15 protein-coding genes are annotated in these 20,552 nt (G+C 72.4%); 4 read left to right on the forward strand and 11 right to left on the reverse strand.

The genetic code is table 11. The features are described 5' to 3' along the window. Window positions 1–130: 130 nt before the first annotated feature. Together AB0O19_RS36550 and AB0O19_RS36555 are read right to left on the reverse strand one after the other, a co-directional pair. Entirely contained in the window at window positions 131–1,783 is a 1,653-nt protein-coding gene (locus tag AB0O19_RS36550) for a hypothetical protein (protein ID WP_363625886.1), read from the reverse strand. 91 nt (window positions 1,784–1,874) lie between these two features. After that, the gene (locus tag AB0O19_RS36555) at window positions 1,875–2,132 is read right to left on the reverse strand and encodes a hypothetical protein (protein ID WP_363625888.1); all 258 of its coding nucleotides are present in this window, start codon (window positions 2,130–2,132) and stop codon (window positions 1,875–1,877) included. Between the two features lie 142 nt (window positions 2,133–2,274). Here AB0O19_RS36555 and AB0O19_RS36560 point away from each other — a divergent pair, with 142 nt between their 5' ends. Beyond that, entirely contained in the window at window positions 2,275–3,486 is a 1,212-nt protein-coding gene (locus AB0O19_RS36560) for a D-alanyl-D-alanine carboxypeptidase (RefSeq protein ID WP_363580214.1), read from the forward strand. A 34-nt stretch (window positions 3,487–3,520) separates the two neighbouring features. On the opposite strand, the gene AB0O19_RS36565 is transcribed toward AB0O19_RS36560, so the two are convergent. Then, entirely contained in the window at window positions 3,521–4,468 is a 948-nt protein-coding gene (locus tag AB0O19_RS36565; protein WP_363625890.1) for a YihY/virulence factor BrkB family protein, read from the reverse strand. Between the two features lie 54 nt (window positions 4,469–4,522). Then, window positions 4,523–5,521: a glycosyltransferase gene (locus AB0O19_RS36570; protein WP_363625892.1), complete on the reverse strand. Its 999-nt coding sequence runs from the start codon at window positions 5,519–5,521 to the stop codon at window positions 4,523–4,525. 134 nt (window positions 5,522–5,655) lie between these two features. Between AB0O19_RS36570 and AB0O19_RS36575 the strand changes: the two genes are divergently transcribed. Both AB0O19_RS36575 and AB0O19_RS36580 read left to right on the forward strand, forming a co-directional pair. Further along, on the forward strand, window positions 5,656–9,228 hold the full coding sequence (locus AB0O19_RS36575; RefSeq protein WP_363625894.1) for a CDP-glycerol glycerophosphotransferase family protein: 3,573 nt from the start codon (window positions 5,656–5,658) through the stop codon (window positions 9,226–9,228). Between the two features lie 328 nt (window positions 9,229–9,556). Next, window positions 9,557–12,067, forward strand: coding sequence for a CDP-glycerol glycerophosphotransferase family protein (locus AB0O19_RS36580; protein WP_363625896.1), 2,511 nt, complete (start codon window positions 9,557–9,559; stop codon window positions 12,065–12,067). A gap of 1 nt (window position 12,068) precedes the next feature. Here the strand turns inward: AB0O19_RS36580 and AB0O19_RS36585 are convergent, their stop codons facing one another. From AB0O19_RS36585 to AB0O19_RS36610, 6 genes are all read right to left on the reverse strand, one after another. Then, on the reverse strand, window positions 12,069–12,557 hold the full coding sequence (locus AB0O19_RS36585; protein WP_347878545.1) for a 2'-5' RNA ligase family protein: 489 nt from the start codon (window positions 12,555–12,557) through the stop codon (window positions 12,069–12,071). 62 nt (window positions 12,558–12,619) lie between these two features. Further along, entirely contained in the window at window positions 12,620–13,660 is a 1,041-nt protein-coding gene (gene trpS, locus AB0O19_RS36590; RefSeq protein ID WP_363625898.1) for a tryptophan--tRNA ligase, read from the reverse strand. A 30-nt stretch (window positions 13,661–13,690) separates the two neighbouring features. Further along, window positions 13,691–15,016 carry a hemolysin family protein gene (locus AB0O19_RS36595; protein WP_363580202.1) on the reverse strand — a complete coding sequence of 442 codons (1,326 nt, stop codon included), beginning with the start codon at window positions 15,014–15,016 and terminating at the stop codon, window positions 13,691–13,693. Between the two features lie 124 nt (window positions 15,017–15,140). After that, a complete protein-coding gene (locus tag AB0O19_RS36600; protein WP_350877220.1) occupies window positions 15,141–16,133 on the reverse strand; it encodes a malate dehydrogenase in 993 nt (330 codons plus the stop codon). A gap of 204 nt (window positions 16,134–16,337) precedes the next feature. Then, window positions 16,338–16,763, reverse strand: coding sequence for a DUF3017 domain-containing protein (locus AB0O19_RS36605; protein ID WP_063349030.1), 426 nt, complete (start codon window positions 16,761–16,763; stop codon window positions 16,338–16,340). A gap of 35 nt (window positions 16,764–16,798) precedes the next feature. Next, window positions 16,799–17,653, reverse strand: coding sequence for a bifunctional methylenetetrahydrofolate dehydrogenase/methenyltetrahydrofolate cyclohydrolase (locus AB0O19_RS36610; RefSeq protein ID WP_363580198.1), 855 nt, complete (start codon window positions 17,651–17,653; stop codon window positions 16,799–16,801). A 575-nt stretch (window positions 17,654–18,228) separates the two neighbouring features. On the opposite strand from AB0O19_RS36610, the gene AB0O19_RS36615 reads away from it, so the two are divergent. Next, window positions 18,229–18,855 carry a hypothetical protein gene (locus tag AB0O19_RS36615; RefSeq protein ID WP_363580196.1) on the forward strand — a complete coding sequence of 209 codons (627 nt, stop codon included), beginning with the start codon at window positions 18,229–18,231 and terminating at the stop codon, window positions 18,853–18,855. A gap of 115 nt (window positions 18,856–18,970) precedes the next feature. On the opposite strand, the gene purH is transcribed toward AB0O19_RS36615, so the two are convergent. After that, window positions 18,971–20,548: a bifunctional phosphoribosylaminoimidazolecarboxamide formyltransferase/IMP cyclohydrolase gene (gene purH, locus AB0O19_RS36620; protein WP_363580194.1), complete on the reverse strand. Its 1,578-nt coding sequence runs from the start codon at window positions 20,546–20,548 to the stop codon at window positions 18,971–18,973. Between the last annotated feature and the right edge of the window lie 4 nt (window positions 20,549–20,552).

The following is a 20,552-nucleotide window of genomic DNA, read 5'->3' on the forward strand; positions in this document are numbered from 1 at the left end:
GCAAGACGCTCGGCTGGGATACCCCAGCCGAGCGTCTACGTGATCTACTCACCGTCTGAAACCAAGCGGTGTTGCGACGACCCCTTGAACCTAAGGATCGGATGATCGGACGGGGGCCTTCGCCGTGGGCTCAGCGCAGCGCGCCGAGGTCCTTCGGGGCGGACCAGCCGCTGAAGGTCACCAGGTGCCGGTCGGCGGTCACGGCCCACAGGTCCGGCGTGCCGTCCCCGTCACCGTCGCCCGAGCTGCCGAGGGTCGGGTAGGCGGCGGTGGTGAAGCCGGTGGCGACCACGTTCGCCTTCGGGTCCGCGAGCGCGGAGAAGTCGAGCAGTCCGTTCGACTTCTTCGAGACCGGGTAGGCATGCAGGTCGCCGGTGGCCCGGTCGCGCGCCCACAGGATGAGGTTGCCGGCCGCGTCCGCGCCGGGGGCGATCAGGTCGTAGCCGCTCCAGTCGCCGGTGGTGGCGATGGGCTGGGCGGCGACGTAGCTGCGGGAGCTGTCGACATAGGCGTAGAGCTTGCCGTGCTCGACCGAGACGAGAACCGGCAGGGACGGCCGGGCGGCACCAAAGCGACCGCCGACCGGGACGAGCTGGTCGGCGCCCGACCAGTCCGCGGCGTAGTCGCCGGGGCAGGTGATCGACTCCCCGGCCGAGTCGATGCACTGGGACGGCTTCCCCGCCAGGGTGGGGTTCTGGCCGCTGAAGTCGCCCTGGTGCCCGTTGGCGTAGACGTACAGGAACTGCGGGTTGCCCTTGGGACGCACCAGCAGGTCATCACCGGGGCCGTGGGTGTTGGCCCAGCCCCGGTGCAGCACCAGGTCGTCCTTCCAGCCGGCCCGCAGCGGAGCGAGCGCGCCCGGGATGGTGGAGCTCGGAGTGGCGTCCGTCGCACCGGCGCTGATGATCTGCAGGTTGCCCTGGGCGTCCGGGAGCAGGATGTCGGGCACACCGTCGCCGTTGACGTCACCCGGGGCGGCCGGCTTGGGGCGCGAGTCCCAAGGAGCGTAGAAGGTGTAGGTGGTCGGCTGGCCGACGTTTCCGGCGTTGTCCATCGCCTGGACGGTGAGGACGTTGGTGCCCCAGTCCTTGGGCTTGAGGGTGAGCGCGGCACTGCCGTCGGCGCCCGCCTTCACGGTGTGCGCGGAGGCGCAGTCCCAGCCGACGCCCAGGGTGCCGTTCAGCACGTACTGGTAGCAGGCCACCCCGGAGGCCGCGCCGCCGGCCGGCGCGGCGTCGGTGCCCTTGAGGGTGAAGATGCCGTTCTCGCCCGCGTACTTGCCGGGCGCGGTGCCCGAGCCGCTCTCCGGGAAGTCGGTGGAGGAGACGGACAGGCCCGGACGGGTGAGGTCGACCCGGAAGTGGCAGGTCGCGGTCGGCTCTCCGGTACCCGAGGAGTCCGCGGACCAGGCCTTCCACGAGTAGCTGTGGCCGTCCGCCAGGCCGCTGGTGGGGAGCTTGGCCGTGCCGGCGCTGGTGTCGGTGGTGGTGTCGACGATCTGGTCGTGGCCCGGGGTCGAGTCGTCCCAAACCGCGAAGCGCACCTGTGCGGAGGTGGCGGTGACGGTCAGCGCAGGGTTCGCGACCCCCAGCCAGCCGGGGGCGGTGGTGTCGTCACAGGCGTCGGTGTGCAGGCCCGTGGCGGCGAAGCCCGGTGCGGGCAGTGCCTTCGGGTCAGTGACTGCCGTTCCCGGTACCGCAGCCGCCCCCGGTGCAACCAGCAGACCGGCCGCGAGCGCCGCTGCGGTGACCCCACCGAGTCTGCGGGCATGCCGAAGTGTCATGGAAGTACCCCACCCCTTTGATCGAGAGATCTCGTTACGTGTACGAGCGGTGAGGATCTTTCCAGTGGGGACCGACAGCGGCAAGGGAGATTCAGTCGGTGGCCGGGGTGCGGCGGGTGGCGCGGAGGCCGCGCAGGCCGATGGCGCCGACGGCGATGCCGAGGAGGAAGGAGGTGACGGCGAGGAGGAGGTGGATCCAGAAGAAGGCGGTGGGCTGGGAGTGGTCGCCGTCGGTGAAGGCCTGGCCGCCGGAGTCCTTCCAGAGGTTCTTGACGAAGGTGGTCCAGATGATGATCGACCAGACGCCGAAGGCGGTCAGGAACCAGGAGGTGCGGCGGCTGAGCTTCATGGGGGTCCTCGTCGGGGGTGTGGGGGCGGGGTGCGTCCCCCAGTATGCGCGGACCGCCGATCGGCGTAGGGCGGGCCCCTCATACGGAGGACCGGCCCGGTGTGGCGCACAGCGGATGCCCCGGAGTGGGTACGGTCTGCGCGTGTCCACACGTCGTCAGAAATTCGCGCATCTGTTCGTCACGACCGCCGCGGTCCTCCCGGCCCTGCTCGCCGCCCCGGGGGCGGTCGCTGCCCCGCAGGAGCCGCCCCCGGCCGCTTCCGCGGTCGGCGGCGAGCGGCTCGGGCGCTCCGGGGTCCAGGTCTCGCCGCTGGCCGGAGCCCCGGCCCTGCCGAGGGACCTCACCGGCCAGTCCTGGATAGTCTCCGACGCCACGTCGGGCGACGTGCTGGCGGCCAGCAACCCGCATCTGCGGCTCGCCCCGGCCAGCACCCTGAAGATCCTCTTCGCCGACACCGTGCTGCCCAAGTTCGACCGCAACACGGTGCACAAGGTCGCCGACGAGGAGATCCTCGGGATCGGTGAGGGCAGCAGCCTGGTCGGCATCAAGGAGAACCTGGACTACCGGGTCGAGGACCTGTGGCGCGGGGTGTTCCTGAGCTCGGGCAACGACGCCGTGCACGTCCTGGCGCACATGAACGGCGGCGTGGAGCAGACCGTCACCGAGATGCAGTCCCGCGCCGACGCCCTCCAGGCCCGGGACACCCGGGTGATCTCCCCGGACGGCTACGACATGGACGGGCAGCTCTCCTCGGCCTACGACCTGTCGCTGTTCGCCCGGGCCGGCCTGCGCAACCCCGACTTCCGGATGTACTGCGCCACCCGGCAGGCGATGTTCCCGGGCGCGGTGGACAAGAACACCGGCCAGCGCGGCAGTTTCGGGATCGCCAACACGGACCGCCTGCTGGGCAAGTACCCCGGCCTGATCGGGGTGAAGAACGGTTTCACCACCAACGCCGGCTCGACCTTCGTCGGCGCCGCCGAACGCAACGGCCGCACCCTGCTGGTGACCGTGATGCACCCGGACAGCTACCAGAAGGTCTACGACGAGACCGCGGCCCTGCTGGACTGGGGCTTCGCGGCGGCCGGCAAGGTGCAACCGGTCGGCAAGCTGGTCGACGAGCTCCCGCCGGACGGCGAGCCCTCCGGCCAGGCCGGCGGCACGGCCGGCGCGCCCCCGCCGCACTCCACCCCCGCCACCAGGCCCGGCACCGCCCCCACTGCCGCCCCCGCGGCCGCCGAGGACGACGGGCTCGGCCTCGGCGGCTGGCTGGCCGTCGTGCTGGTGACGGCCGCGGCCGGCTACGGGGTGCTGGTCCTGCGGCGCGGCCGCCGCGGGGCCTCCGGCTGGTGACGGCCGGGCGGACGGCCGGACGGACGGCCCGGCCTCAGGGTTCCTCCCGGGGCCGGGCCGCCGTCGTGTCCGCGGCCGCCTCCGCCTCGTCGGCCGCCGCCAGCAGCGCCCGGGCGTGCTCCCGGGTGCGCTCCCGGGCGGCCACCGGATCTGCCATCGCCGTCCAGGCCACGCAGTACATCAGCAGCCGGGAGACGAAGTTGATCCACAGCAGCAGCGCCACCGGCACGCCGAAGGCCCCGTACAGGCTCTTCCCGGCGACGGAGCCGAGGTAGGAGGCGAGCAGGACCTTCAGCAGCTCGAAGCCGACCGCGCCGATCAGCGCGCCCTGCAGCACGTCGCGCCGGCGCTGGCCGCCGATCCCGGGGAACGGCGCCAGCAGGTAGGCGAAGAGCAGCGTGTCGCACGCTATGGCGACGAGCACGCCGACCCCGGTCAGCAGGTAGCCGCTGGGCAGGCCGGTCCAGTCGGCGATCCGCCCGGCCAGCGTCGTCCCGGCGGTGGAGACGCCGACCGAGATCAGCGACACCACGCCGAGGCCGCCCAGCACCGCGCAGTCCCAGCCCTTGCGCAGCACCACGTTGGTGTCGTCGTCGGGCAGCTGCCAGACGTCCCGGATCGAGGTGCGCATGGTGTCCACCCAGCCGAGGCCGGAGACCAGCAGCAGCGCCCCGCTGACCAGTCCGACGGCGCCCGCGTTGGCCACCAGGGACGGCAGGTTGAGCGCCTCCGAGATGCCCGGCAGCTGGTCGGAGATGTGCTTCTGCAGGTCCGCGACCTGGCTGCTGCTGAGTGTCGAGACGGCGATCGCCAGGCCCACCGTGAGCAGCGGGAACAGGGCGAGGAAGCCGAAGAAGGTGACCGCACCGGCCAGCCGGTTGCCCCGGGCCGCGGAGAAGTGCTCGTACACCCGGTACGGGCGGCTGCGCAGCACCCACGTGACGATCGGGCCGATGACCGGGAGGCGGGTCAGGAAGTCCACCCGACCGGTTATACCGGCCCGTCCTCCGAATGGCCGTCAGGCTCGGCGCAGATTCTAGCGTTTCACCAGGCGGCGGGCCCGGGCGAGGGCGCGGACGGCCTGGTAGGCGCCGTAGCGGCCGTGGCTGAGCAGTTCGGTGCGCACGCCGTCCACGCCGGGCGGCGGGCGGTAGCCGGCCGGCCGGAGCCGGGCGCAGTGGGCGGCGGCGCGGCGGAAGTACTCGCGGCGGTCGCCGGGCGGGATCCGGCCGGGCTTGGAGACGACGGTGTTGAGGTGGTGCAGCATCCGGCCGTAGACGACCGGGCGCCAGTGGTCGAGGTCGGGGCGGCGGTCCAGGAAGGCGAAGACCAGGTCGTACTGGGCGAAGACGTCGAAGTGCTTGCGGCTGGCGGTGGCCAGGATGTTGCCGCCCTCCTGGCGCTGGCGGTAGTGCACGCCGACCTCGTCGAGCAGGGTGATCCGGGCCGCGGCGAGCAGCACCGGGTACGTCCAGGGGGTGTCCTCGTAGTAGCCGGCCGGGAAGACCAGCTGCTGGGCGGTGACGAAGTCGCGGCGGTAGGCCTTGTTCCAGACCACCTGGAGCAGGTCGAGCAGGTCGGGACGGGCGGCGAGGTCGAAGACGTCCGGGGAGGCGGCGCCGAACACGTGGGCGGAGGCGGCCCGGGTGATCCGGCCGTCGGCGTAGGTGCGGGCGTAGTCGTAGACCAGGACGTCCGGGTCGCCGGTGGCGGCGAGCCGGTCGTCGACGCTCCTGAGCAGCTGGGGGGTGAGCGTGTCGTCGCTGTCGAGGAAGATCACGTAGTCCCCGGTGGCGACCTCCAGGCCGGCGTTGCGGGCCCGGCCGAGGCCGACGTTCTCGGGCAGGTGCAGCACCCGGATCCGCGGGTCGGCGGCGGCGGCCTCGTCGAGCATCGGGCCGCAGCCGTCCGGGGAGCGGTCGTCCACCGCGATCAGTTCGAGGTCGGGGCCGCCCTGGCCGAGCACCGAGTCGAGACACTCGGCGAGGTAGTCCTCAACCTGGTACACGGGGACGATCACGCTGAAGCGGGGCACGGGCCCAGCGTAGTGGCCCCGAAGGGCCCCATGGCCCGGAGGTAGGATCGGTGCGCACGTACGCACCGATCCAAAGTGCGGTCAGGCCCTCACCGGGCTGCCACGCTCCTTCCCGAGAAAGGCCTGCGTAGCCGATGGCTCCCCGCCTCTCCATCGTCGTTCCGATCTACAACGTCGAGCGTTACCTGGTCGAATGCCTCGACTCGATCGCCGCCCAGACCTTCACGGACTTCGAGTGCGTCATGGTCGACGACGGTTCGAAGGACGACAGCGCGGCCCTCGCCGAGGCGTACGCGGCCAAGGACTCGCGGTTCCGGCTGGTCCGCCAGGTGAACAAGGGCCTCGGCGCGGCCCGCAACACCGGCATCCGGCACATCGACCCGGACGCCGAGTTCCTGTGCTTCGTCGACAGTGACGACTCGATGCCGCCGAGCGCGTACGAGCTGATGATCAACACCCTGGACGAGACCGGCTCGGACTTCGCCACCGGCAACGTGCTGCGGTTCCGCGCGGTGGGCTACTACCAGTCCGGCGGGCACTCGAAGCCGTTCAGGGAGACCAAGCTCAAGACGCACATCACCGAGATCCCGGCGCTGGTCACCGACCGCACCGCGTGGAACAAGGTGTACCGCCGCTCCTTCTTCGACGCGGCCGGCATCCTCTACCCCGAGGGCATCCTGTACGAGGACGCGCCGGTCAGCGTGCCGCACCACTACCTCGCCAAGAGCGTGGACGTGCTCTGCGAGCCGATCTACCACTGGCGCGAGCGCGAGGTCGGCGAGATGTCGATCACCCAGATGCGCACCAACCCCAAGGGCCTGATCGACCGCGTCACCTCGGTCGAGCTGGTCCGCGGCTGGCTGCGCAAGCAGACCGATCCGCGCTTCGCCCAGTACCTGCGCTCCTACGACGAGAACACCCTCGTCGAGGAGATCCCGATGTTCTTCTGGTCCGTCGTGGACGGCGACAAGGAGTACCGGGACGCCTACGTCAAGAACGTCAGCCGGCTGCTGCGGGCGATCGGCCCCGAGCAGGTCCGCAAGCTGCGCGCGCCGCTGCGGCTCAAGTACCACCTGACCCTCCAGGGCCGGATCGACGAGTTCGTCGAGCAGATCAAGTACGAGGGCGAGAGCAACGGCGGCGTCCAGGCCCGCGGTCTGCTGCGCCCGTACGCCGACTACCCGTTCCTGCGCGGCGGGCGCAAGAGCGTGCCGTCCGGCGTGCTCAAGCTGGACAACTCGCTGGTCATGCGCAGCCGGCTGTACGAGACGGCCTGGGTCGGCGGGCGGCTGCAGCTGACCGGGCACGCGTACCCGGAGCAGCTGGGCGCGGCCGGCAAGCACGACATGGTCCGCACCCTGGTGCTGCGCGAGGCCAAGGGCCGCCGGGTGATCGCGGTGCCGATGAAGACCCAGTACAGCCCCGAGGCCACCGCCAGCTGCCACCACGACCTGTACAGCTGTGACTGGGCCGGCTTCACCGTCGGCGTCGACCCGAAGAAGCTCAAGCACCGCGGCCAGTGGAAGGACGGCAACTGGCGCGTCCTGGTGGCCGGCGCGGGCAAGGGCGGCGTCTACAAGGGCCGGGTCTGGGCCGGCTGGAGCGACACCGCGCAGTACATCCCGGCGCACTGGGTCGAGCCGGACGTGCGGATCGTGCCGTGGGTCCGGGACGGCTCCGTCTACCTGCGGGTGGAGACGGTCAAGGCCCGGGTGACCGGCCTGGCTTCGCACGGCGGCCGGGTCGAGGTGTCGGGTGCGGCCCGCTCCGGCTCCAGCTTCGCCGGGGCCCGGCTGCGGCTCACCCACGTCGAGTCCGACCGCGAGCTGGCCTTCCCGCTGGAGCTGGGCGCGCCGGTCGGCAGCCTGCAGCCGTTCAGCGTGTCCTTCCCGGTGGCCGAGCTGACCGCCGTCCGCGAGGCCTGGGCCGAGCTGGACCCGGTGGCCGCCGAGCGCGGCCGTGACCGCTGGGACACCGCGCTGCTGCTGGCCGACGGCAGCACCGTCCCGGTGACCTGGGACGACCGCAACGCCCCGGCGCAGCTGCACCTGCCGCTCAACCCGGACGCCCCGGCCGACCAGCGCCGGGCGCTCTACTCCAAGCCCTCCCCCAGCGGGTACCTGCAGTTCTCCGACCAGCTGCTCCAGCCGGTGGTGGACGAGGTCTCCGCCCGCGGCGCGGACGGCTTCCTGCTCAGCGGTTCGTTCCCGCTGTCCGGCGCGCACCGCTGGGAGCTGGTGGTCCGCCACGACTGGCGCGAGGAGGAGCACGTCTACCCGGTGGAGATCGCGGACGGACGGTTCCGGACCGCGCTGCCCGCCGTGCCGACGGCCTCCTTCGCCGGCCGGGTGCCGCTCGCCCAGGGCACCTGGAACGTCTTCTTCCGCCCGGTCGGCGCCGTGGCCGAGGAGCTTCCGAGCTCGTACGCGCTGATCTCGCCGGACTGCTTCGGCGCGATGCCGCTGGAGGTGGAGTCCCGGGGCAAGCGCATCGTGCTGGAGCGCCGCCACCACGACGGCCTCTCCCTGGAGTCGCACTCGGCGCTGCTGCCGGAGGAGCGCAGCGGCTACCGGCTGCGCCAGCTGCGGTTCGTCGACTACCCGAACGCCCGCCGGCACCCGGTGCGCGACACCGTGCTGTACAACGTCGGCCTCGGCGGCCTGTACGCCGACTCGCCGCGGGCGGTCCACGAGGAGCTGGTCCGCCGCGGCCTGCCGCTGGAGCACCTGTGGGGCAGTGACGACCTCCAGGCCGATCTGCCGCAGTCGGCGAGCGCGATCCGGCTGTGGAGCCCGGAGTGGTTCGAGGCACTGGCGACCGCCAAGTACATCGTCACCAGCACCCACCTGCCCGACTTCTTCGTCCGCCGCCCCGGACAGGTGGTCCTGCAGACCTGGCACGGCAGCCCGCTGAAGCAGATCGGCCTCGATTTCGAGAAGGTCTGGTTCACGGATGCGAACTACCTGAAGGGCCTCGCCCGGGAGGTGCCGAGCTGGAGTCTGCTGGCGGCCGGCAACAGCTGGTCGGCCCCGATCCTGCGACGCGCGTTCGACTACAAGGGCGAGATCCTCGAAAGCGGTTCGCCCAAGAATGACCTGCTCTTCGCGGCCGACCGGGAGAAGACCGCCGAACAGGTGCGCGAGAGGCTCGGCCTGCCCGAGGGCAAGAAGGTCGTGCTCTACGCGCCGACCTGGCGCGAGGACCGGCGCCGGCCGAACGGCGGGTACCAGCTGGACCTGCGGCTCGACCTGGCGGCGGCCAAGGCCGCGCTCGGCGACGACCAGGTACTGCTGGTGCGCCGGCACAGCATGATGTGCGGTCAGATCCCGGGCGCCGGCAACGGCTACGTCTGGGACGTCGGCAGCTACCCCGACATGGCGGAGCTGCTGCTGATCGCCGACGTGCTGATCACCGACTACTCCGCCAGCGTGTTCGACTTCGCCGCGACCGGCAAGCCGATCCTGTTCTTCACCTACGACCTGGAGCACTACCGCGACAACCTGCGCGGCTTCAGCCTGAACTTCGAGGCGGAGGCGCCCGGCCCCCTGCTGGCCACCTCCGAGGAACTGGTCGACGCGCTCGGCCGGGTCGGCGAGGTCGCGGCCGAGTACGCCGACAAGGCCGCCGCGTTCCGCACGGCGTACTGCGACCTGGACGACGGCAAGGCCTCCGCCCGGGTGGTCGACGCGATGCTCCGCGCGGAGTAGCACCGAGTGACATCGAGTAGCACTGAGTAGGGCGGGGTAGCCCGGAGCATCCCCGAGAGCCCCGCAGAGGCGCCCGACGCGAACCGCGTCGGGCGCCTCCGCGTTTTCCTGGGAATTCCCTGACAATATCCCCAGCCTTTGCCTGCGCATTGCACTCGAACTAGTGTTTTGTCGGTGAATTTCACGGGAAATTCTCTGGTCCACACTGTTGACCCCGGACGGCGTCCCGGTATGGGATATGAATTCGGCCCCGGTTTCCTCTCGGCATCGGTCCGGCGGCCCCGGTCCACCGCCCATGGCCCGGCCCCCGTCCCGAAGGACCCCTGCCATGCCTGCGCTCACACGGTTCGTCCTTCCGCACGCCGACCCCCGCGTGAGCACCGACCAGCCCGCCGCCGACGAGGACGTCACCTTCGGCCTGCTGCGCGCCCGCTGGACCGGCCGCGGCCTGGAGCTCACCGGCTTCGCCCGCCCGGACGACCTCGACACCGGCCGCCCCGGCTCCGCCTGGACCTGGCTGACCCTGCGCCACGCCGACGGGACCAGGCCGCCCGTCCACCTGCGCTCCCGGCCCCGCCGGCTGCCCGAGGTCACCGACGACAGCGCCCAGCCCGAGTTCAACCACGACTGGTCCGGCTTCACCGCCCTGATCGAGCCCGGCCGGCTGCGCCACGGCACCGACTGGCTGCTCGGCGACTGGCAGATCGAGACCACCCTGTTCACCCGCCCGCGCCCCACCCGGCTGCGCCGCCGGTACGGCGCCCTCGCCCCGCACTGGTGCGGCTCCGGCGAGTACCCGCCGGCCCACTGGGTGGACCACGACGTCCGCCTCCAGCCGCACTTCGCCGACGGGCGACTGCGGCTGCTGCTCGAACGCCCCGGCATCCGGCTCACCCACGCCACCCCCACCGCCGACGGCCTCGACCTGCGCGGCAGCGCGGACACCTGCCCGTCCGGCACCGTGCTGCGGCTGCGCCACCGGCAGAGCGACGCCGTGATCGAACGGCCGGTCGCCCGCACCGGCAACACCTTCGCCGTCCACCTGCCGTACCGGCCGTTCACCGCCGACGGCCGCGGCAGCGGCGAACTGGAGCACTGGGACACCGAGTTCCTGCACCCCGACGGCAGCACCGAGCAGCTCTGCCCGGACGAGCGCGGCGGCCCGGTGGCCGGCCAGCACCGACTGCCCGACACCCCGGACCGCGCCCTCTACCTCAAGCACCTCGCCGACGGCCGGCTCCAGGTGTGCGTCCAGCCCGCGGCCGGCCTGGTCGAGCGGATCGCCGTCCGGGCCGGCGGCTTCGAGCTCACCGGCCGCTGCCCGGACCGCGCCGCGGACCGGCTGGAACTCGTCCTGCGGCACACCGGCACCGCGAGCGAGGTCCGCTCCCCCGTCGAGGCCGACCAGGACGGCCGCTTCAAGGTCCTGCTGCCCGCCACCCGCACCGGCGCCGACGGCACCGCGCTGCCCCTGCGCAAGGGCATCTGGGAGGCCGCGCTGACGCCCGCCGGGCGGCCCGGCCCGAGCCGCCCGCTGCTCGCCGCACCGGCCGCCCTGCCCGCGCTGCCCGCCGCCACCACGGCCGGCGGCAAGCGGATCCTGCTCCAGCGCCGCTGGCACGACACCCTGCTGGTGGACTCCACCCCGGTGCTCACCCCCACCGAGCGCAGCGCCTGGACGCAGAGCCGCCAGCGCGCCGTCCACTACCCCGCCGCCCGCCGCGAACCGCTGCGCGAGGCCGTGCTGTACGACGTGTTCGGCGGCCGCGGCTACGCCGACTCCCCGCGCGCGGTGCACGCCGAACTGGCCCGCCGCGGAGCGCCGTTGGAACACCTCTGGGTGGTCGACGACGCCCAGGCCGAACTGCCGCCCGGGGTCCGGGCCGTCCGGATCTGGAGCCCGGAGTGGTACCGCGCGCTGGCCACCTGCCGGTACCTGGTCGGCAACACGCACTTCCCGGACTTCCTGGAGCGCCGCCCCGGCCAGGTGGTGCTCCAGACCTGGCACGGCTCGCTGCTGAAGCGGATCGCCCACGACGTCGACAACCCCTGGCTGGCCGACCACGGCTACCTGGAGGCGCTCGACCGGGAGACCCCGCAGTGGAGCCTGCTGCTCTCCCCCAGCCCGTTCGCCACCCCGATCCTGCGCCGCGCGTTCCGCTACGACGGCGAGATCCTGGAGGCCGGCTACCCGCGCAACGACGTGCTCGCCCGCCCCGACGAGGCCGCCGCCGCGGCCGTCCGCCGCCGGCTCGGCATCCCGGACGGCAAGCGGATCGTGCTGTACGCGCCGACCTGGCGCGAGGACCAGCAGCGCGGTGACGGCGACGGCTTCCGGCTCGGCCTGCGGCTGGACCTCGACCACGCCCGGCGCCTGCTCGGCCGGGACCACGTGCTGCTGATCCGCCCGCACGCGCACGTCCGCGAGCCGCTGCCGGGCGCCGGGGACGGCTTCCTGTACGACTGCGGGGACTACCCCGACCCGCAGGAGCTGCTGCTGGTCGCGGACGTCCTGGTGACCGACTACTCGTCGATCATGTTCGACTTCGCCGTCACCGGCCGCCCGGTGCTCTTCTTCACCTACGACCTGGAGCACTACCGCGACACCCTGCGCGGCTTCTACTTCGACTTCGAGCCGCAGGCCCCCGGCCCGCTCGTCCCCACCTCGGCCGGACTGCTCGGCGCGCTGCGCGAACTCGCCGACTCCGGCGCGGACCTGCCGCCCGGGTACGCGGAGCGCCACCGGCGCTTCCGGGCCGAGCACTGCGTCCTGGACGACGGCGGCGCGTCCCGCCGGGTGGTCGACCGGATGCTCGAACTCGGAAGGTCAGTCCGGTAGTTCAGGAGAAAAGGTAGCTCCGCCAGGGCCGCCAGACCTCGTCCGCGTCGAAGCGGGAGAGGCCGAAGCCCGGCACCGGGAAGGCCGCCCGGAAGCCGCGCGCCTGCGCGTACGCCTGGTCCAGCGCGTCATCCGGCAGGCCGTGCGCGACCGTCACGTGCGGGTGGTACGGGAACGCCAGCTCGCGGGCCAGCGGGCCGGAGCGGACGTCCGCCTCCAGCAGCCGGCACTCCTGCGCGCCCTCCTCGACCCGGACGAACACCACCGGGGAGACCGGGCGGAAGGTGCCGGCGCCGCGCAGCAGCATCCGGAACGGCCGGTGCGCGGCCGCCACCGCCGCCAGGTGCTCCTCGATCTTCGGCAGCGCCTCGGCCGGCACCTCGGTCGGCGGCAGCAGGGTGACGTGCGTCGGTATCGACCGGGCCAGCGGATCGCCGTGCCCGGCCCGGGCGTCCTGGATCTGCGCACCGTACGGATCCGGAACGCTCACGGACACGCCGATGGTGACGGTCTCGGGGAGACCGTCACCATCGGGCAGGCGTGTGAGGGGAGTCACCGCTTGGCGGCCGGGAGGAAGCCGACCCGGTCGTACACCGTCTCCAGCGTCTGCGCGGCCACCTCGCGGGCCTTCTCGGCGCCGATCGCCAGCACCCGGTCCAGCTCGGCCGGGTCGTCCAGGAACGAGCGGGTGCGCTCCTGGAAGGGGGTGACCCACTCGGTGAACAGCTCGGCCAGCTCGGTCTTCAGGGCGCCGTACATCTTGCCCTCGAAGTGCGCGACCAACTGGTCGATCGACTGGCCGCTGAGCGCGGAGTGGATGCGCAGCAGGTTGGAGACGCCGGGCTTGCCGTCCTCGTCGTAGGAGACGACGGTGCCGGTGTCGGTGACGGCGCTCTTGAACTTCTTGGCGCTGACCTTCGCCTCGTCCAGCAGGTTGACCAGGCCCTTGTCCGAGGAGGCGGACTTGCTCATCTTGGCGCCCGGGTCCTGGAGGTCCTGGATCTTCGCCGTCTCCTTGAGGATGTACGGCTTCGGCACCGTGAAGGTCGGGCCGTAGCGGGTGTTGAAGCGGTCGGCGAGGTCGCGGGTGAGCTCCAGGTGCTGGCGCTGGTCCTCGCCGACCGGGACGGCGTCCGCCTGGTAGAGCAGGACGTCCGCGACCATCAGCACCGGGTAGGTGAACAGGCCGACCGTGGTGCTGTCCGCGCCGTGTCGGACGGACTTGTCCTTGAACTGGGTCATCCGGGAGGCCTCGCCGAAGCCGGTGAGGCAGTTCATCACCCAGGCGAGCTGCGCGTGCTCGGGCACGTGCGACTGGACGAACAGGGTGCAGTGCTCCGGGTCCAGGCCGGCGCCGAGCAGCTGGGCGGCGGAGACCCGGGTGTTCTCGCGCAGCTCCTTCGGGTCCTGCGAGACGGTGATCGCGTGCAGGTCGACGACCATGTAGAAGGCGTCGTTCTCCTTCTGCAGGTCCACCCACTGGCGCACCGCGCCCAGGTAGTTGCCGAGGTGGAACGAGCCGGAGGTGGGCTGGATGCCGGAGAGAACCCGGGGACGGTCCTTGACCGGACCAGTGACCGCTGCGTTGACCATGCGGGCCATTGTTCCAGTTCCACCGGGCGCTCAGGAAACGTCCGCCCCAGGAGGTTCCGCCAGTGTGACCGCACTCACCCTCACCCGGGCGATCCGCCGGCCCTCCAGCTTGGCCACCGTCAGCAGCACCCCGCCACCGCCCTCGACCGGGACGCGCACCTGGTCGCCGTCCCGGGGCAGCCGGCCGAGCGAGGCGACCAGACAGCCCGCCACCGTCTCGTACGGGCCCTCGGGCAGGGTGGCGCCGGTCTCCTCGGTGAAGTCGCCGAGGTTGAGCAGGCCGTCCAGCTCCATGCCGCCGCCGACCAGCCGGCGGGTGGCGGCGGTCTCCGGCCGGTCGTACTCGTCCCGGATCTCGCCGATCACCTCCTCGACCAGGTCCTCCAGGGTGACGATCCCGGCGGTGCCGCCGTACTCGTCCACCACGATGGCCAGGTGGTGGCCCTCGCGGCGCATCTCGCCCATCGCCTCCAGCACCCGCTTGGTGCCGGGCAGCAGCTTCACCGGGCGGGCCAGGTCGCGGACCTTGGCGGCCTGCTCGCCGCGCGCGCCGTACAGGTCGCGGACGTGCACGAAGCCGACCACGGCGTCGGCGCTGCCCTCGACCACCGGGTAGCGCGAGTGCGGCGAGGTGTCCGCCTGGTGCCGGACGGCGGCCAGCGGGCGCTCGGCGTCCAGGAAGGTCACCTCGGTGCGCGGGACCATCACCTCGCGCAGCTGCCGCTCCCCGGCGGAGAACACGTCCGCGATCAACGCCCGTTCGTCGCTGCCGAGTTCGGTGTTGGCGGCGACCAGGCCGCGCAGCTCCTCGGAGCTCATCGAGCCACGGCCGGCGGCCGGGTCGCCGCCCAGCAGGCGGACCATCAGGTTGGTGGAGTGGCCGAGCAGCCAGATCACCGGGCGCAGCGCCACCGACATCACGTCCACCACCGGGGCCGCGATCACCGCGATCGACTCGGCCCGCTGCAGGCCGATCCGCTTGGGGGTGAGTTCGCCGAGCACCAGCGAGACGTAGCTGATCACCAGGGTGAGGCCGACCAGGGCGACCGCGTCGGCGACGCCCTCGGTGAGCCCGGCCCGGACGAACAGCGGGGCGACCTTGCCGGCCAGGGTGTCCGCGCCGAAGGCGGCGGACAGGAAGCCCATGCAGGTCACGCCGACCTGGACGGCGGCCAGGAAGCGGTTGGGGTCGGCGGCCAGGTGCGCGGCCCGGGCGGACCGCCGGGTGCCGAGCGCCTCCAGCGTCCGGATCTGGCCCTCGCGCAGCGAGATCAGCGAGATCTCGGCGACGTTGAACAGCCCGCCCAGCAGGATGAAGACGAGGACGAGCAGGGCGTCCCCGAGGGTTTCGTTCACAGCGGGTCAGTGTAAGACCGGCCGGCGCCCGGGGAGTGGAAGAACGAGCGACGGCCGGTCACACGGCGGCCCGCCGCCTCCGGGAAGGAGACGGCGGGCCGTCGGGAAAGCGGTGCCGCGGGGCTCAGATGAGGCCCAGCTCCTGGACCGCGTCGCGCTCCTCGGTCAGCTCCTTGACCGAGGCGTCGATGCGGGCGCGCGAGAAGTCGGAGATCTCCAGGCCCTGGACGATCTCGAACTTGCCGGCCTTGGTGGTGACCGGGAAGGAGGAGATCAGGCCCTGCGGGACGCCGTAGGAGCCGTCCGAGACGACGCCCATGGAGGTCCAGTCGCCCTCGGCGGTGCCGTTGACCCAGGTGTACACGTGGTCGATGGCGGCGTTGGCGGCCGAGGCGGCCGAGGAGGCGCCACGGGCCTCGATGATGGCCGCGCCGCGCTTGGCGACGGTCGGGATGAAGGTCTCGTCCAGCCAGGCCTGGTCGCTGCCGATGGCCTCGAAGGCCGGCTTGCCGGCGATCTCGGCCTGGAAGACGTCCGGGTACTGGGTGGCGGAGTGGTTGCCCCAGATGGTGACGCGCTTGATGTCGGAGACGGGCGCACCGGTCTTGATGGAGAGCTGGCCGACCGCGCGGTTGTGGTCCAGGCGGGTCATCGCGGTGAAGCGCTCGGCCGGGACGTCCGGGGCGTTGCGCTGGGCGATCAGGGCGTTGGTGTTGGCCGGGTTGCCGACGACCAGGACCTTGATGTCGTCCGCGGCGTGGTCGTTGATCGCCTTGCCCTGCGGGCCGAAGATGCCGCCGTTGGCCTGCAGCAGGTCGCCGCGCTCCATGCCGGCGGTGCGCGGACGGGCGCCGACCAGCAGCGCGACGTTGGCGCCGTCGAAGGCCTCGTTCGGGTTGTCGGTGATCGTGATGTCACGCAGCAGCGGGAACGCGCAGTCGACGAGCTCCATGGCGGTGCCCTCGGCGGCCTTGAGGCCCTGCGGGATCTCCAGGAGGCGCAGGTTCACCGGGACGTCGGCACCGAGCAGGTGGCCCGAGGCGATGCGGAAGAGCAGCGCGTAGCCGATCTGGCCGGCCGCTCCGGTGATGGTGACGTTGACGGGGGTGCGGGTCATTTCTACCTTCTCCAGCAGATCGCCAGGTGCCCCAGGCACACCGGCGCGCTGGAGCCGAGGATGATCTCTCGACATCGAGAGACCGGCGTCAGGTTATCGCAAAGGGAAGCGTACGCCGCGGGTGCGGGCCTGGCTGATGCGTCACAACGGACGGCGGCCCCCGCCCTGGCTCGCAGGGCGGGGGCCGTCACGGTCACCCCGGCGTCAGTGCTTGGGCCGGCCGATCAACTTGCCGATGTTGTCGAGCAACGGGATCTCCAGCCACGGGTTCGGCTGCGCCACCAGGGTCAGCAGCACGATCGACGCTCCCAGGAAGGTCAGCACGATCACGTCGGTGAAGCGGCTGCGCACCGCCAGCATCCCGACCTCGGGCAGCACCAGCCGCAGGACGGCCCCGAGCAGCACCCCGCAGCCGAGGATCAGCAGCCCGTACTTGAAGCCGTCCTTGAAGTCGGCGAACCAGGTGACCGCGAGGCCGGCCCCGACCACCAGCAGGACCAGCGTTATCGGCCACTGCCGGACCGGCAGGGTGTGGTCGCGCCCGAGGGCTGCGGCCGCGCCCTCGGGCGGCAGGGTGCCGGTGGTCTTGACCGGCCTGCGCGGGGTCCGCGCCGGTCGCGGTTCCGTCATGCTCGCCGTCCCTCGTGGTGGTGTCGGTCGCGGGGTCAGACGCCGGCGCGGCGCTCGGCCGCCACGACGATGTTGTTGAGCAGCATCGCGCGGGTCATCGGGCCCACGCCGCCGGGGTTCGGGGAGATCCAGGCGGCCACCTCGGCCACGCCCGGGTGCACGTCGCCGACGATCTTGCCCTCGCTGCGGCTGACGCCCACGTCCAGCACCGCCGCGCCCGGCTTGACGTCCTCCGGCTTGACCAGGTGCGGCACGCCCGCGGCGGCCACGATGATGTCGGCCTTGCGCAGGTGGTAGCCGAGGTCCCGGGTGCCGGTGTGGCACAGGGTCACGGTGGCGTTCTCGCTGCGGCGGGTCAGCAGCAGGCCGATCGAGCGGCCGACGGTGACGCCGCGGCCGATCACGACCACCTCGGCGCCGTCGATCTCGACGTCGTGCCGGCGCAGCAGCTCGACGATGCCCAGCGGGGTGCACGGCAGCGGCCCCTCGATGCCCAGGGCGAGCCGGCCGAGCGAGGTCGGGTGCAGGCCGTCGGCGTCCTTGTCCGGGTCCATGAGCTCCAGGACCGGGTTCTGGTCCAGGCCCTTGGGCAGCGGCAGCTGGACGATGTAGCCGGTGCAGGAGGGGTCGGCGTTGAGCTCGCGGACGACGTTCTCGACGTCCTCCTGGGTGGCGGTGGCGGGCAGCTCGCGCTGGATCGAGGCGATGCCGACCTCGGCGCAGTCCTTGTGCTTCCCGTTGACGTACCAGCGGCTGCCCGGGTCGTCGCCGACCAGGACGGTGCCGAGGCCGGGCGTGACGCCCTTCGCCTTGAGGACCGCCACGCGGGCGGCGAGTTCGGACTTGATCGCGGCGGCGGTGGCCTTGCCATCGAGAATCTGGGCAGTCATGACCCCATTCTCCCGGATCGGGGCAAGCCGCCGTACCAGGGCCCGTCTTCGAGCTCCCGCCGTCCTCCTGCCGTCCGCTCGGTGGGCGTTCGGCGGGCGCTCGGCGGGCGGGAGCCGGAGGCGGGCCCCACCTCCGCCTTCCGGTCGGACGGGTACGGAAGGCCTGGACCACGTTGCGGTTGCGCCACAGTCTCGGTCCGGCGCGCGGAACCGGCTGGACACGGCCCCGCCGTCCGGTTGACGATATGCGGGCATTCCCTGCCGCGACCCGGCCCGGTGACGGGCCGACGGACACCCGGCGGGGGCGTACCCGGGGGAAAGAGCACGTGAGCCGACCACTTCAGACCGAGCCGCCCGACCACTGCGGCGCCGTCCTGCCCGCAGCGGGCCCGTCGACGACTCCGCTCTCACCGTTCTCAGCGCTCTCACCGCGCGTCTGAGCCGGCCGCGCCCGGCTCCGCTCCGGGCTGTCACTCCCCTCCGTTAGCGTCCCGTTCCACCGGCGACCCGACTCGCCAACCGGAACCGGGCCCTCCGTCCCGTCCCCACGTCCCCGCAACTGCCCGGAGGCATCGATGAGTTACCCGCCCGACCCGAACAACCCGAACAACCCGTACGGCCAGCCCCCGCAGGCTCCCGGTTACGGCTACCCCCAGCAGGCCCCGCCGGCCGGGTACGGCTACCCGCCGCCCGCGCCGGGCTACGGCGGACCGGGCTACGGCTACCCGCCGGCCGTCCCGCAGAACATGCCGGGCCTGGTGGTCACCACCCGGGTGCTGCTGTTCATCATCGGCGCCGTGCAGATCATCGGCGGGGGCATCTACCTGATAGCCGCCGCGGCGGCCAAGGAGGTCACCAACCGGGCCCAGGAGATCGACGGGAGCGACCCGTTCAACGGCTTCGGCAACGCGGCGGCCGGCGTGCTGGTGGTCGTCGGCATCGTGTGCGCGCTGTTCGCGGCCTTCTCCATCACGCTGGGCGTGAAGTTCGGCAAGGGCGGGCCCGCGGTCCGCATCACCACCCTGGTGTACGGCTCGTTCGGCGCGCTGCTCGGCCTGCTGGGGCTGGCCGGCTCGTTCGCCAACAACGCCAACCCGGTCGGCATCGTCTTCACGCTGATGTGGCTCGCGGTCTCGATCACGATGATCGTCGGGATGAGCGTCAAGGACGGCGTCGCCTGGTTCGCCCGGCCGCGCTACTGACCGGCCGCGTCCGAGCTGATCGGACGACGAGCGGCCCGGCTCCCCTTCCGGAGGAGCCGGGCCGCTCTGTCATGCCGTCACCCGGGCGGTGCGCCGGGCGAGCGGTGGAACGCGATCAGTGGAAGAAGTGCCGGGCACCGGTGAAGTACATCGTCACCCCGGCCTCGGCGGCCGCCGCGACGACCTCCTCGTCCCGGATCGAACCGCCCGGCTGGACGATCGCCTTGACGCCGGCCGCGATCAGGATGGCCGGGCCGTCCGCGAACGGGAAGAACGCGTCCGAGGCCGCGTACGCGCCCTTGGCCCGCTCCCCGGCCCGCTCGACCGCGAGCTTGCAGGAGTCGACCCGGTTGACCTGGCCCATGCCGACGCCCACCGAGGCGCCGCCCTTGGCCAGCAGGATCGCGTTGGACTTGACGGCCCGACAGGCCCGCCAGGCGAAGGCCAGCTCGGCCAGCTCCGCCTCGGAGAGCGCCTCGCCGGTGGCCAGCCGCCAGTTCGCCGGGTCGTCGCCCTCGGCCTGCACCCGGTCGGCGTCCTGGAGCAGCACGCCGCCGGAGACCGGGCGCAGCTCCTGGCGGTTGGCCGGCGCCTCGGGGGCCAGCAGCACCCGCAGGTTCTTCTTCCGGGCCAGCACCTCGACGGCGCCGTCCTCGTAGCCGGGGGCCACCACGACCTCGGTGAAGATCGGGGCGATCTGCTCGGCCAGCTCGACGGTGACCGGGCGGTTGACCGCGATCACGCCGCCGTACGCCGAGACCGGGTCGCACTCGTGCGCCTTGCGGTGCGCCTCGGCGACGTCCGCGCCGGTCGCGATGCCGCACGGGTTGGCGTGCTTGATGATCGCGACGGCCGGCTCGGCGTGGTCGTACGCGGCGCGGCGGGCGGCGTCGGTGTCGACGTAGTTGTTGTACGACATCTCCTTGCCGTGCAGCTGCTCCGCGCCGGCCAGGCCGCCGCTGCCGTCGCTGTACAGCGCGGCGCCCTGGTGCGGGTTCTCGCCGTAGCGCAGCACGTTCTGCCGCTCCCAGGTGGCGCCCAGGAACTCCGGGAACCGCTCGTCGCTCGGCGCGTAGCCGGCCTCGAACCAGGAGGCGACCGCGACGTCGTACGCGGCGGTGTGCGCGAACGCCGCACCGGCCAGGCGCTTGCGGGTGGCCAGGTCGAAGCCGCCCTCCTGGACGGCGCGCAGCACGTCGTCGTAACGGGCCGGGTCGACCACCACGGCCACCGACGGGTGGTTCTTGGCCGCGGCGCGGACCATGCTCGGGCCGCCGATGTCGATCTGCTCGACGCACTCGTCCGGGGTGGCGCCCGAGGCGACGGTGGCCTTGAACGGGTAGAGGTTCACCACGACCAGGTCGAAGGGCTCGACGCCCAGCTCGGCCAGCTGCGCGCGGTGCGACTCCAGCCGCAGGTCGGCGAGCACGCCGGCGTGCACGCGGGGGTGCAGCGTCTTCACGCGCCCGTCCAGGCACTCCGGGAAGCCGGTCAGCTCGGAGACCTCGGTCACCGGGACGCCGGCGGCGGCGATCCGGCCGGCGGTGGAGCCGGTGGAGACGATCGCGACCCCGGCGGCGTGCAGGCCCTGGGCCAGCTCCTCCAGACCGGTCTTGTCGTACACGCTGATCAGCGCGCGACGGATCGGACGGATGTTCTCCGAAACGGGGGGCGTGGTGGAGCTGGCACTCATGCTC

It is taken from the genome of Kitasatospora sp. NPDC091276, assembly GCF_040684355.1.
Classification (GTDB): Bacteria; Actinomycetota; Actinomycetes; order Streptomycetales; family Streptomycetaceae; genus Kitasatospora.